The organism is Collinsella sp. SGI.095 (assembly GCF_050314535.1).
Lineage (GTDB): Bacteria > Actinomycetota > Coriobacteriia > Coriobacteriales > Coriobacteriaceae > Collinsella.
Genome location: NZ_JBNPNG010000004.1, coordinates 98741 through 112651, shown reverse-complemented (window position 1 = coordinate 112651; position 13911 = coordinate 98741). Strand labels below are relative to the sequence as shown.

At 61.1% G+C, this 13911-nt stretch carries 12 protein-coding genes and 1 tRNA gene; all 13 read right to left on the bottom strand.

Translation table 11 applies throughout. The features are described from left to right. Window positions 1-222 precede the first annotated feature (222 nt). Window positions 223-2865: an ATP-dependent Clp protease ATP-binding subunit gene (locus ACQRCA_RS02790; RefSeq protein ID WP_427718343.1), complete on the bottom strand. Its 2643-nt coding sequence runs from the start codon at window positions 2863-2865 to the stop codon at window positions 223-225. Between the two features lie 976 nt (window positions 2866-3841). Next, entirely contained in the window at window positions 3842-5806 is a 1965-nt protein-coding gene (lysS, locus tag ACQRCA_RS02785; protein WP_154514782.1) for a lysine--tRNA ligase, read from the bottom strand. 79 nt (window positions 5807-5885) lie between these two features. Beyond that, window positions 5886-6356 carry a transcription elongation factor GreA gene (gene greA / locus ACQRCA_RS02780; RefSeq protein ID WP_006234960.1) on the bottom strand — a complete coding sequence of 157 codons (471 nt, stop codon included), beginning with the start codon at window positions 6354-6356 and terminating at the stop codon, window positions 5886-5888. A 106-nt stretch (window positions 6357-6462) separates the two neighbouring features. Beyond that, window positions 6463-6738 (bottom strand): twin-arginine translocase TatA/TatE family subunit, encoded by a 276-nt coding sequence (tatA, locus tag ACQRCA_RS02775; protein WP_195838497.1) that lies wholly within the window; start codon window positions 6736-6738, stop codon window positions 6463-6465. Window positions 6739-6850: 112 nt separating this feature from the next. Next, window positions 6851-6927: transfer RNA gene (locus ACQRCA_RS02770), tRNA-Pro, on the bottom strand. Window positions 6928-6976: 49 nt separating this feature from the next. Further along, window positions 6977-7873 carry a 4-(cytidine 5'-diphospho)-2-C-methyl-D-erythritol kinase gene (ispE, locus tag ACQRCA_RS02765; protein WP_427718337.1) on the bottom strand — a complete coding sequence of 299 codons (897 nt, stop codon included), beginning with the start codon at window positions 7871-7873 and terminating at the stop codon, window positions 6977-6979. A 2-nt stretch (window positions 7874-7875) separates the two neighbouring features. Beyond that, window positions 7876-8172, bottom strand: a complete 297-nt coding sequence (locus ACQRCA_RS02760) for a Veg family protein (protein WP_118206416.1) — start codon at window positions 8170-8172, stop codon at window positions 7876-7878. Window positions 8173-8286: 114 nt separating this feature from the next. Beyond that, window positions 8287-8733 carry a D-aminoacyl-tRNA deacylase gene (gene dtd, locus ACQRCA_RS02755; protein ID WP_117797049.1) on the bottom strand — a complete coding sequence of 149 codons (447 nt, stop codon included), beginning with the start codon at window positions 8731-8733 and terminating at the stop codon, window positions 8287-8289. Window positions 8734-8736: 3 nt separating this feature from the next. Then, entirely contained in the window at window positions 8737-9378 is a 642-nt protein-coding gene (rdgB, locus tag ACQRCA_RS02750; protein WP_427718333.1) for an RdgB/HAM1 family non-canonical purine NTP pyrophosphatase, read from the bottom strand. Window positions 9379-9520: 142 nt separating this feature from the next. Further along, window positions 9521-10246: a ribonuclease PH gene (rph, locus tag ACQRCA_RS02745; RefSeq protein ID WP_427718330.1), complete on the bottom strand. Its 726-nt coding sequence runs from the start codon at window positions 10244-10246 to the stop codon at window positions 9521-9523. A 53-nt stretch (window positions 10247-10299) separates the two neighbouring features. After that, window positions 10300-11184, bottom strand: coding sequence for a glutamate racemase (gene murI, locus ACQRCA_RS02740; protein WP_427718327.1), 885 nt, complete (start codon window positions 11182-11184; stop codon window positions 10300-10302). 53 nt (window positions 11185-11237) lie between these two features. Next, entirely contained in the window at window positions 11238-12149 is a 912-nt protein-coding gene (locus tag ACQRCA_RS02735; RefSeq protein WP_427718324.1) for an HAD family hydrolase, read from the bottom strand. A 130-nt stretch (window positions 12150-12279) separates the two neighbouring features. After that, window positions 12280-13797 carry a Mur ligase family protein gene (locus tag ACQRCA_RS02730; RefSeq protein ID WP_427718322.1) on the bottom strand — a complete coding sequence of 506 codons (1518 nt, stop codon included), beginning with the start codon at window positions 13795-13797 and terminating at the stop codon, window positions 12280-12282. Between the last annotated feature and the right edge of the window lie 114 nt (window positions 13798-13911).

Here is a 13911-nt window from a genome sequence, read left to right as displayed (position 1 = left end):
CATCGGCTAACGGCGGAGAAACGCCACTTTATTAAGATAAAGCAGGTAGACGGACCGCGCCGAAGGGACGTTGGACCCTTTAACCAACCTCAATGCTCGATCAACGCTTATGCATACACCGTTGGTATGTTTAATGAGATTTACTTTGAACGAGGGGCCTTTCCAACAGAAAAAAGGGCGCTCCTTTGGAACGCCCTCGTGGACACAAGGTTTTGTTACGCCCTACAGCGCGCCGGAACCGGCTTGCATCATGCCGCCGGGGCCCGAGCTTACGCCACTGCTCACAGGCGCGGCGTTTCCGGTGTGCGGCGCTTCCGGAGCGGTATCGCCCCCAAGCGCACCTGCCGGACGCGGCGCTGGGATCTCGCCCGTACCGTGGCTAAAGACGAACTTGCCGTCGGCCACGTCGCACAGGACGGTATCGCCGCTGCCCCACTCGCCGGCCAGCAGCTCCTCGGACAGCGGATCCTCGATGAGCTTTTGGATGGCGCGGCGCAGCGGACGTGCGCCGTTGGTGAGGTCGGTACCCTCGGCTACGATCTTGTCGTAGGCCGCATCGGTGAGTTTGATGTTCATGCCGTTGGCAATCAGGCGCTGGCGCAGGTCGTCCACCAGCAGGTGAGCGATCTTGGTCAGGTTCTCGCCCGAAAGCTTCTGAAACACCACGATGTCATCGATACGGTTGAGCAGCTCGGGGCGGAACAGGCGCTTGAGTTCGCCCATCGCACGGCCCTTAATCTCGCTCGAGGTAAGACCCTGCTCACCGGTGGTGCCAAAGCCAACGCTCGCATCCTGCGCAATCTCGCGGGCGCCCACGTTGGACGTCATGATGATCACGGTGTTGCGGAAATCGACCGTCTTGCCCTGGCTGTCGGTCAGGCGACCCTCCTCAAGCACCTGCAGCAAGATGTTGAAGATATCGGGGTGCGCCTTCTCGATCTCGTCGAACAGCACGACCGAGTACGGGTGACGGCGAACGGCCTTGGTGAGCTGACCGCCCTCGTCGTGGCCCACGTAGCCCGGGGGGCTACCGATAAGCTTGGAGACCTCGAACTCGCTGCCAAACTCCGACATGTCGAAGCTGATAAGCGCGTCCTTGCTGCCAAAGAGGTACTCGGCGAGCGTCTTGGCGAGCTCGGTCTTGCCTGTGCCGGTAGGACCCAAGAAGATGAAGCTGCCGCCGGGACGACGCGGGTCCTTGAGCGGCGAGCGGCTGCGGCGCACTGCCTTGGCCACGGCCTCGACAGCTTCATCCTGGCCGATAATGCGGGTCTTGAGCACGCTTTCGGTCTGCAACAGACGACGGCTTTCGCTCTCGGTGAGCGAAGACACCGGCACGCCCGAGGTCACGGACACGATGTCGGCAACCTGGGCGACATCGATGGTGAGCGGGCTGGCGTCGAGCTCGGCCGTCCAAGCTGCCTTGGCCTCGGCGAGCTCAATCTCGGCAGCCTTCTGCTGCTCGGTAATCTCGGCGGCCTTGTTCATGTCGTCGCCCTCGGTGGCCTCCTGCGCGGCAGCCTTGAGCTCCTCCACGCGATGCTCGGCCTCGCGCACCGGCTCAGGCGCACGGTTGGCGGCAATGCGGGCGCGGGCGCCGGCCTCGTCGATGAGGTCGATGGCCTTATCGGGCAGGAAGCGATCCTGGATGTAGCGGTTGGAGAGGTTCGCGGCGGCCTCGATGGCACCCTGCGTATAGCGCACGTGGTGGTGCTCCTCGTAGCGTGGCTTGAGCGCGGTCAGGATCTTGACCGTGTCCTCGACGCTTGGCTCCTCAACATCGATGGTCTGGAAGCGGCGCTCGAAGGCCGGGTCCTTGGTGAGGTACTTGCGGAACTCCTCGGCCGTGGTGGCACCGATGATCTGGAAAGCGCCGCGCGCGAGCACGGGCTTGAGCATGGAGCTTGCATCGATGGATCCCTCGGCAGAACCGGCACCGATGATGGTGTGCATCTCGTCGATAAACAGGATGACGTCGTCGGCTTCGGTTGCCTCCTGGATCACGTTCTTGAGGCGCTCCTCAAACTCACCGCGATACTTGGCGCCCGCGACAAGACCCGGCAAGTCGAGCGTCCAGATGTTCTGGTTCATAAGGTTCTCGGGCACGTTGCCGGCAGCGATCTGCTGCGCTAGGCCCTCGACGATGGCCGTCTTGCCCACGCCGGGGTCACCCAAGATAAGCGGGTTGTTCTTGGTGCGGCGCGAAAGGATCTCCATCATGCGCTGGACTTCCTTTTCGCGACCGATCACCGGGTCGAGCTCGCCGTCGCGCGCCTTCTGCGTAAGGTTGGTGGCGAACTGCTTGAGCGTGTCGGTGCCGCTCCCCTTTTGCTGCGAGGCGTCCGAGCCGCTAAAGAACGGCAGGCCTGTACCGGGACGCCCGGCACCGGCACCGGCGAGCGGGCGCTTCTTGTCTTGATCCTTGGCGGTAAGCTTCTCGATGGCTTTTTTAATGGAAGCGGACGAAACACCCAGGCGCATGAGAATGTCCATGGCCATGCCGTTGCCCTCTTCGACGATACCGATGAGCAGGTGCTCGGTCGACACATAGGTCTGGTTGTTCTCGCGCGCCACGCGGAAGGAACGCTCCATCACGCTGATGACGAGCGGCGTAAAGGCGAGCTTAGCTGCCTCGGTCTCCTCGCTGGGCTCGGGAACGGTGGTCTGGACCTCCTTGAGCGTGTCCATGATGTCATCGTAGGAGATATCGAGTGAGCGCAGTGCCTCGGCGGCAATGCCCTCGTCCTCCTTGGCGAGCGCGAGCAGCAGATGCTCGGTACCCACCTTATTTGAGTGAAGATCGAGCGCCTCCTGCTTGGCCATGGACATGACCTTGCGCGCGCGATCGGTAAAACGGTCCAACATGCTAGTTCCTCTTAGACGAGCTAGTTTTTCAAACGCAAAGCGCCACTCGTGGCGGCGCTTTGGTCTCTTTACCCATATGGAGTATATGTTAACCGCTGTGGCCTTTTCCGCGTGCAGCCATACGACAACGTCTACAAAAAAGGAATCGCCGGGTGCGGCGGGCGCTCTAGGTTAGAGGCTCTTGCCTAGCAGGCGGGCTCGGCGTCCATACTCTCGGCAACGTCATCGTCGACATCGGCAGCGGGAGCGCCCGGCATACGTACGAGCTCCATATGCTGCTCTTCAAAGACGGTTCCCATGGGGAAGGCATGGCGGAAGATAAAGCGAGCAACCCCGGCGTGACCAGGAATTTAAAAGCGAAACCCTTGGCAAGGGGGCTGGCAACAAACCAGTCGCAGCACATGGCAAAAATGTAGGCAACGGGGAAGCCGAGCCACGCGGCGGCAATGACCTCGCCGTTGATGGCCCCATGCTGCAGGGCAACGTTGTAGATGCTCATCCAGAGCACCATGCAAAAGCACATGATAAAGGTAAACAGCAAGCTCTCTCGTTTATTGATAGGCATAAAGGGCAAAATCCTTTCTGTGTTACGCCGCGGTGCACAACAAAAACGGGCGGGCGAGATGGAGCTACTGGGACTTCATCTCGCCCGCCCGTGGTACGTGCGTCTGCGACTACTTATGTGGTGGAACTACCCTAACACGAACGGCGCGCGCTTCGTAAGCGTTGAGTTTATGAAGATGCAGGGCACCGATAATCCCCCGACCCCATAAGTTGCAGTGGAATACGAAGTGCCAACCAGAGCAACGTCGCAGGTTGAGCATAAGTCAGCGAGCGGGCTGCATTTGAGACAAGGTGACGTGAAACGAAAGGGCGCTGACCTTTCGGTCGCGCCCTTGAAGTTGAACGTCAGATTGTACAGGTGCGGCCCGCGCAGCGTCGAGCCGTTACGCGGTTCGTAGAACCGCGTAACTAGTTAGTACATCTTTGCGCCGGCGGGAATGGAGGCGTCGAGCTGGATCAGGTTGAGGCGCTCCTCGCCCTCCTCCTCGTGGATGGCACTGATGAGCATGCCGCAGCTGGGGATGCCCATCATCTTGCGCGGAGGCAGGTTGGTGATGGCAAGCAGGGTCTTGCCGACCAGGTCCTCGGGCTCATAGTATTCGTGGATGCCGGAGAGGATGGTGCGGTCGGCACCGGTACCGTCGTCGAGCGTAAAGTTCAGCAGCTTCTTGGACTTCTTGACGGCCTCGCATGCCTTGACCTTCACAGCGCGGAAATCGCTCTTGGAGAAGGTATCGAAGTCGACGAACTCCTCAAAAAGCGGCTCAACGGCGATCTTGGAGTAATCGAGCGTGGGCTTGAGCGACTTAACGAACGGGCTCGCGGCGTTGCCGGCCTCGGCAGCCTTGGCGGCAGCGGCACCGGACTGGAAACCCTTCTCGGGCTTCATGTGCGGGAACAGCAGGACATCGCGGATGGAAGCCTGGTTGGTGAGCAGCATGACCACACGGTCGATACCGATGCCAATGCCGCCCGCGGGAGGCATACCGTACTCGAGGGCGCGCACGTAGTCCTCGTCATACTCCATGGCCTCATCGTCGCCGCCGGCCTTCTCGGCCATCTGGGCGGCAAAGCGCTCAGCCTGGTCGACCGGGTCGTTGAGCTCGGAGAATGCGTTGGCGTACTCGTGGCCGGCGATGACCAGCTCAAAGCGGTGGGTCAGACGCGGGTCGTCCTCAAAACGCTTGGCGAGCGGGCTGACCTCGATGGGGTAATCGCACACGAAGGTCGGGTTGACGATGGTGTCCTCACCCAGCTCATCGTAAATCTCGGCGATGATCTTGCCGGCAGTCCACTCGGGCTTGATCTCCAGGCCCTTCTCGCGCGCGGCGGCAGCAAGCTCCTCGACAGGCGTGTCGATGGTGACCTTCTTGCCGAGCACGTCAGAGACAATATCAGTCATGGGGCGGCTTGCCCACTCACCGGAAAGATCGATGGTCTGGCCCTGGTACTCGATGACCTCGGGGTTGCCGATGGCCTTGTTGGCAGCCTTGATGACGCCCTGGGCGAGCGCCTTCATACCCTCGAGATCGGAGAAGGCACGGTAGGCCTCCATCGTGGTGAACTCGGGGTTGTGGGTGAGGTCCATGCCCTCGTTACGGAAGATACGACCGATCTCGAAGACGCGCTCAAAGCCACCGACGATGCAGCGCTTGAGGTGCAGCTCGGTAGCAATGCGCAGGTAGCACTCCTGATCGAGAGCGTTGAAGTGCGTGATGAACGGCTTAGCCGTAGCGCCACCCTGAATGGTCTGCAGAATGGGAGTCTCGACCTCCATGTAGCCGTCGGACTCCATAAAGCGACGGAAGGTGGAGAGGATCTGCGAGCGCTTGCGGAAGGTCTCGCGGACATCGTCGTTGGCGATCAGGTCGACATAGCGCTGACGATAGCGGGTCTCCTTGTCGGAGAGACCGTGGAACTTCTCGGGCAGCGGGCGAACGGCCTTGGAGAGCAGGGTCGCGCTCTTAGGGGCGACGGAGAGCTGGCCGCGCTGAGTACGCACAACCACACCGGTCACACCCAGGATATCGCCAAGGTCGAGGGCCTTGAGCGTATTCCAGGCTGCCTCATCCATGTCGTTGATGCGGCAGAACAGCTGAATCTCGGCCGTTGCGTCGCGCACGACGATGAACATGATCTTGCCCTGACCACGCTTGGCGACCACGCGGCCGCCGATCTTCACGACGTCCTCGGTGTCTTCGCCATCGGCAAGATCGGCATACTTAGCCTCGATGTCGGCAACGTAGTCCTCGATCTCGGAGTGCTCGGGATAGGGGTTCTGGCCCGCCTCGAACAGGGCGGCGCGCTTGGCCAGGCGCGTGGCGCGCTCGTCGTTGAGCGTCGATGCCTGCTCGGCGGCGTTTTGGTTCTCTGCCATAAGTTAGCTCCTCAAACTAAAACGCTCCCCAGGATTCGGTCCCAGGGAGCGAAAACATACCTTTACGCGGGACCGTGGTCTAGCGTGCGATCTTGGCGATGGTGTAGACGCGAGTCTTGCCGGAAGGCGTAACGACCTCGACGGAGTCGCCCTCGCCGTGGCCGATGATGGCGTGGCCGACCGGGGACTCGTTGGAGATCTTGTGCTCGAGCGAGTTGGTCTCGGTGGTACCGACGAGCGTGACTTCCATGACCTCACCGTTGGGATCAATCAGCGAAACGGTGGAACCGATGGAGACGGTCAGATCGCCCGTGGTGGCAGCAACCTGAGCGTTGGCGAGAATAGCCTGAATCTCGGCAATGCGAGCAGCATTCTGAGCCTGCTTGTCCTTGGCGGCATCGTACTCGGAGTTCTCCGAAAGGTCGCCAAACGCGCGGGCTTCCTTGATGTCCTCGACGATCTCCTTGGCGTAATCGCCCTCACGCCAAGCGAGCTCCTCGACGAGCTTCTGGCGGCCCTCAGCGGTCAGTACGATCTGGCTTGCGTCCATACGGATATCTCCCCAACTATGATGTAACAATCAACTGTCAACATAACGAAAAAGACCGGCTAGCCTGCGGGCAAGCCGGTCAGGTGCTCACCCCAAAGGGATGGGACTACTCTGCGTCCGCGTCGCCGTCCTCTGCCTTCTTTTTCTTGGCGGCGGCGAGCTGGGCCTCGAGCTCTGCGATCTTCTTGTCCTCCTCGGACTCCTCGACCACAACGTCCTCGGCCTGCTTGGTCTCGTCCTTATCGTCGCCCTCCATACCCTCGCGGATATTCTTGACGGTAGAGCCGAGGGACTTGCCGAGCTTCGGCAGGTTCTTGGGCCCGAAGATAATCAGGACAACGACGAGAATAATGATGAGCTCAGGAGCCCTCAGTCCAAACATGTAGACCTCCACAAAACAGCGAGACAAGCTCGAATGAGTATACCGCGGGTATCGCGGCATCACAACAATAGCTAAAAAAAGGGACCGCAAGAAGCGGTCCCTTCTCATGCTCTGGTCGGGTTGACTGGATTTGAACCAGCGACCCCTGCGTCCCGAACGCAGTGCTCTACCAAACTGAGCCACAACCCGTTAGCTCGACTATAGTAACAAAGTTTTTCGCCGCGTGCTAGAGAAATTTTTATTTCTTTGGCGCGTCGATTTGAACCGTGTTGGGAATAAGCTCAGTCGCGCAGGACCACCAGCCATTTTGCTGGGCAGCCCCTGCAAGCCTTTCGGCCGTGGCGGCGGTGTCGCAAATGGCAAACGAGCAGGCACCCGACCCGCACACGTCCACGGCAACGGTTCCCTCCTGTTCGCTCAGCCAGTCGAGAACCGCCTGGATCTGCGGCTCCATCAAAGCAGAAATGACGCCCAAGTTGTTATGGATGAGCGAATACGCCATCTTCGCATCACTCACGCTAAGAGCCGATGCAATGGCACCGGGCGCAGTCGCGGGCACCGGGGCCTCGTCAAAACGTCGATAGGCCTCAATTGTCGAAACGCTCGCCTCCCGCGGCTTGACCAGCACAACGGGCGTCACAGGAAGCGCGGGGTACTCAGTTGCCAGAACGTCTCCCCCACCCACGTAGAATGCGGGGCTCGTATGCAAAAAGAACGGCACGTCGGCGCCGATGCCACGCGCAATCTCGTCCAGCGCAGGATCAGTGCGGTCGATGCCCCACAGCTCAGCCAGGGCAACGATAACCGCCGCGGCATCCGTCGAGGGGCCGCCCAGGCCGGCGCACAGCGGGATGCGCTTCTCAATCGTCACGCACACGTTTGCCTCGCGCCCGAAATGATCGGCCATGGCGACGGCGGCGCGGTAGGCAGTATTCTTTTGCATGGGAAAATCTGATGCCGGAACCGTCTGGACGGTCAACGCCTGCGCCGGCGTGACCGTCACGGTATCGGCTAGGCCGACAGCTGCCATCAGGGAATCGACTTTGTGGTAGCCGCGGGTATCGCGCTCGGTATGAACCCCCAGGTAGAGGTTAATCTTTGCCGGCGCAGTAAGGATGAGGGACCGATCGGTCACCGTTAATGCTCCTCGAGCTGGTTGCCGAGCGGAGTAAAGATGTGCTCGCCGCTCTCGGGGTCGAACAGTTCAACCTGACCGGTAAGGACGTCGATGTACTGGTAGGACTGACGCGACTTGCGGCCGCGGCGCTCGTCAACCTCGACGATAAAGACAGCCGGGTGGACGCTCTTGATGGTACCCATGCGCTCGACAACGCGGGTACGGCCCATGTTGGCCTTCACCTTGACGCGATCGCCCACCATATCGGTCAGCTTCTCGTGGATGTCGTCGACGTAATTGACTTCCATCTCTTCCATGAACAGGGCCTCCAGAGGATGCAATTCAAAAAGGGGATAATACCCCTAAGATAGACAAAACTCTAATACTATAGCACCCTGTTACAATCCCACGCAAGTAGCTAATTAGGCTACTTACAGATTGTCGGTATCGAGGACAATGGTGAACGGGCCGTCGTTGACCAGGTCGACTTTCATGTCGGCGCCAAAGATGCCGTGCGCCACGTGGTCGACGTCCTGGGCGACGAGCGTCAGAAAGTACTCGTAAAGCTCGTTGGCGACATCGGGCGCGCCAGCATCCGTAAACGACGGACGACGGCCGTGGCGGCAATCGGCAAACAGCGTAAACTGCGACACCACGAGCACCTCGCCGTCGACATCGGCAAGCGCCAAGTTAGTCTTGCCGTTCTCGTCCTCGTTGATACGCAGCCCGCGGAGCTTGCCCCATAGTTTATCGGCCTCGGCACGCGTATCGCCATGGCCCACACCCAGCAATACCAGATAGCCGCGCCCAATGCGGCCCACGCACTCGCCGTCGACCGTCACACCGGCGTTGAGCACGCGCTGCACCACCGCACGCACGGCCTACTCCTCGCCCGTGAGTTTGGCGGACAGGTGCTCGAGTGCATGGAAACGATGGCTGATGGCGTTCTTCTCGTCCGCTGTGAGCTCGGCCATAGTCTTGCCCGGCGTATCGACCGGCAGGAACAGCGGGTCGTAGCCAAAGCCGTGGTCGCCGCGGCCCTCGTGTGCGATAACGCCCTCGCAGGCACCCTCGCCATAGGTGACCAGGCCGTCTTGGTCGATGAGCGCAACGACGCTCATAAAGCGTGCGGTGCGATCCTCGTCTGCCACGCCTTCCAGATTAACGAGAAGTTTGGCATTGTTGGCGACATCATCGCCGTGTACGCCCGCATAACGCGCGCTATACACACCCGGCTCACCGTCCAGCGCGTCGACGACCAAGCCGGAATCGTCGGCGATGGCCATAAGGCCCGTCTCCTCGACCGCAGCCTGCGCCTTGATGATGGCGTTCTCCAAAAACGTCGTGCCGTTTTCCTCGGGGTCCTCAAAATCGCCCAGCTGGCCGAGCGCCACAAAGCGCACCTCGGGCATGACCTTGCCCAAAATGGCCTCGATCTCGGTGAGCTTATGGGCGTTACCCGTGGCCACAACAATGGTCGCCGCCGGGTCGAGGGTGTCGATGTCAATCTTCTCAAGTGCCATAGCTGGCCTCCTTGTCTCTTATAGCAATGCCGTGTAGAGGACGACGAGGGCCTCGGCCTCTCCCCTCTCAATCAACGGCAGTCTTATACTTCGGCGTTTTCGCAGATTAAACCTGCCAAAATCAACATCCCCTTTTGGCAGGTTAGGCGAGGGCTTGACGCTGAAGCTCGATGAGCTCGGCGATGCCCTTGTCGCCCAGATCGAGCAGGGCGTTGAGACGCTTGCGGTCGAAGGGCGCCTGCTCGCCGGTACCCTGGAGCTCGATCATCTCGCCGGAGTCGGTGGCGACGAGGTTCATGTCGACCTCGGCGTGGCTGTCCTCGGAATAATCCAAGTCGAGCAGGGTGTTGCCGTCGACGACGCCCATGGAAATAGCGGCAACCTGACCGGTAAGCGGAATGCGCTCGAGCTTGCCCGCCTCGACCCACATGGCAAGGGCGTCGTGCAGCGCCACCCAGGCGCCGGTGATGCTCGCCGTACGCGTGCCGCCATCGGCCTGGATCACATCGCAGTCAACGGTAACGGTGTGCTCGCCGAGCGCCTTCATGTTGACGACGGTGCGCAGGCTGCGGCCGATCAAGCGCTCGATCTCCATGGAACGGCCCTTGCGGTTGGCATGTTCGCGCTTGCAGCGCTTGCCGGTCGACGCCGGCAGCATCGCATATTCCGCCGTTACCCAACCGGCCTTGGCGCCCTTGCGCCAGCCCGGAACGCCCTCCTCGATGGTGGCGGCGCACAGCACGCGCGTGTCGCCAAACTCTGCCAGGCACGAGCCGTGGGCGTGCTTCATGACGCCGCGGGTGAGCTTAACGGGACGCAGCTCGTTTGCGGCGCGGCCGTTGGCGCGGTTGACCTGCATATATTCCATGGAACTATCCTTTCGGCAAAAGATGTGGCGAAGACTCCGGCGACATTGCGTGCCTAACCGAGTTCGTCGATATCGACATGCTCGATGCTTTTGAGCGGCTGGCCAAAGATAAAGCTGCCCGCCACCGCAAACTCGGCAATGTTGTCGGACGTGGTGGCAAAGCGATGCTGCGGCTCGGCGGTGTTGCCCGCCAGCTGCTCACGGCGCGTGAGGATATCGGTCAGCTCGCGGGTGGTCTCCTCGGCGGAGCTCACCACGCGCACCCCGGGCCCCAACGCATGACGGATGGGGCCCACCAGCAGCGGAAAGTGCGTACAGCCGAGCACCACGGTATCGATGCCACGATCGTGCAGTGGCTCGACTGTGGCGTTGACCAGCGCGCGAACGGCTGGCGTATCAAAAATATCCTCGTTCTCGAGCCACTGCTCCTGCAGATGCGCGCCCGAGGCGAGCTCGTGCTCGACAACCTCGACAAAGCTCGAGGAAGGGCAGCCATACACGTCCACGCCGGCATCCAAGTCCTGGATGGCGCGCGTGTAGGCGCCCGAGCGGATGGTGAGGTTGGTGGCGAGCACGCCCACACGGCGCGTGCGGGTGCTGTTGATGGCGGCACGCGCGCCCGGCGCGATTACGCCAATCACGGGGACATCGAGCACCTGCTGAGCCAGGCGAAGCGCCGCTGCCGTCGCCGTATTGCAGGCGATGACCATGATCTTGACGTCGTGTCTCGAAAGCCAGCGCCCCGCCTGTAGCGCAAACGAGCGCACCTCGTCCTCGGTGCGGGTGCCGTAAGGGCAGCGCTTGGTATCGCCAAAGTAGTAGACGGACTCGTGCGGAAGCGCCGTCGCAATCGCGCGCGCAACCGTCAAGCCGCCCAGACCCGAGTCGAACACGCCGATGGGGCGCGTATCACCGGCCAGATTCTCGATATCGGACATTACCTCACCAGATTCTCTCTCGAAAAGATATGGCCAAGCGTAACGGCACTGCGCTATGAACGGGCCGCGACGAGCAGCTCCGCCGTCGCCGCCCAGCCGTCAACGATCCTGCCACGCGTGACAAAGGCGTTATCGCAGGACGCAAGAAACTCGGACGCGCCGGCGCTGGTCAGACCGTTCTCGACCAGGCAGAACGTGCCCACGTGGTCGGCCATGTAGAAATCAGACTCGGAATCGCCGAGTGCCAGCGTCTCGTCGCGCTCGATGCCCAGATGCTCGCAGAAACGCGCGACCGCCACGCCCTTGTCGAGACCCGACGGATTGATGTTAAAGGCACGACCGTCCTCGACGCGATCGAGCTCGAGGGTCGTCGGCTTGGACAGATGAGTCAAGTGGCCGTTGCAGGCCCAGACCAGACCGCAGCCGGCCTCGTCGAGGATGGCCTGCGCCTCGTCATCGGGAATATCGCCGCGCATGCCGACGGTGACCTCGCGGTACTTATAGCCAGTCGACATGTCGTTGTGGTACTCGATCTTGTGCGGCCAGCGAGCGAGAATCTTCTCGCACACGCCGGTCTGCTCAATCACCTGGTGCGGCGTAAGGCCGCAGGCGGGGTCGTAAGGCATGTCGCCGGTCAGATACTCCCAGTCGTTGGCCTTGAGGTCGTACATGACCAGGCCACCCATCTCGCCAATGTAGGAGTTGAGGCCGAGCACGCGGGCATCTTCGTGGATCATGGTGCGGTTGCGACCCGAAGTGGGAATTACCTGGATGCCAGCGCGGGCAAGCGCCACGACGGCCTCGACGAGCTTGGTCGAGGGATTGCCGTCGTTGTCGCGCAGCACGCACGAGCCGGGCGCGAGCATCGTTGCGTCCAGATCGGTAAAGACATACCTGACCTTGGCAAGGCGCTCGCGCATCTCGCCCGAAAGCTCGGCAACGGTCGGCAGGGTGTTGTGGGACATGGTCACTCCATTTATTACGTAGAAAAGACTTAATCTTGGTACCGCGTTTTCCCTAAGGTGAACACGCTTGAAAGACACGGCATCATCGGGCGTCGAGGATCCACAAACGCCATCCTAAAGGCAGCGACGCTTAGGCGTCGTACGCCGCAAGGATGCGTTTGAGAACCGAGCCATCACGCTCGCAGGGCTCGGGTCCGTTCTTGCGCAGCATGCACTCCTCCTCGCCCTTACCGGTCACGATAACCACAGCGGGGCGGTCGGTCTCGCGCACGGCCGTCTCGATAGCGGCGGCGCGGTCGCACACGATCTGCCAGTTATCGTTTCCCTGCGCCTGGACATTGCGCGCAATCTCGGCGCAGATGTCCTCGACGTCCTCGGGGCCCGGGTCATCCTCGGTAATCACGATGCGATCGGCGTACTTGCCGGCAGCGATACCCATCGTAGTACGGCGATCGACACCCTTGCCTCCCGTTGCGCCAAAGACAACCGCCAGCTCGCGCTCGGGATAGTTCTCGCGCAGGTCGCGCAGAAGCGTCTCGAGGCTCATGCCGTTGTGCGCATAGTCAACGACGCCCAAAATCTTGCCCGATGCAGACGGATAGAGCTCCATGCGACCGGGAACAAAGACGCCCTCAAAGCCATGGACGATGCCCTCTTCGGAAATGCCGAGGGCCTCGGCGCAGGCAATCGCGGCAAGCGCATTGGACACGTTGAACTTGACGGGCGTGGGGATCACGATGTCACGCGTAAAGCGCGGCGTGCGGACCGTGGCGATCACGCCGCAATCGCCGTTGCGAATGGCCAACGCACGCACGTCGGCGCGTCCATCGGTCAGCGAGAACGTCACCGTGCGCTCGCAGCGGGACGCCGCCTCGAGCACGCGGTCGACGTGGTCCATATCGAGGTTGACCACGGCAAAGCGGCTCTGCGAAAAAATCTTGAGCTTGCTGGCAAAGTAATCCTCGAGCGTGGGGTGCTCGATCGGCGAGATATGGTCCTCACCGATATTGGTAAAGGCGCCCACTTCAAAGTCAATCTTGCCCGTACGCTCGTATTTGAGGCCCTGGCTCGACGCCTCCATGACCAGCCACGGAGCGCCCGCCTCGGCGGCATGTGCGATACGCGACTGCAAAAGGAAGGACTCGGGGGTCGTTAGCTTAGAAGGACCGGCCTCGATACCGTCATCGAACTCGATACCCGTGTTGAGGGCTGGTCGATGACGGCCCGTGAGCTTAGCCTCGTTGGCGAGAATGCCACGCAGATAAAAGCTGCAGGTCGACTTGCCCTTGGTGCCCGTAAAAGCGCAGATCTTCACCTTGCCCGAGGGATGACCGTAATAGGCGTCCGCCACCACAGCGAGCGTACGGCGGATATCGTTGACGATCACAGCGGGAATATCGACGTCGTAATCGACCTCGGACACGTACGCCACGGCGCCTTCGGCAATCGCCGAGACCAGATACTCGGGCTTGAACGCACGGCCCTTGCAGACAAACAATGTGCCCGGACGTACCTGGCGCGAGTCGTCGGTCGCAAACTCGATGCGCTGGTCGCAAAGAGTATCCGGCTTGGAAACAACAAGGGCCTCGGCCTCGAGCAGCTCCACATAGCGCATCAAAGCCAGCTTCTCCTTCGTCGTACCCGACATATAACGACCTTTCTCGCTAAACCTAACCTTAAAAGAGCAAAAACCGTCCCAGATGAATCCGGTCGCGCCCCTGTATTATCAACCATCCTAATATGCCACCTGACCTTGCGAGTG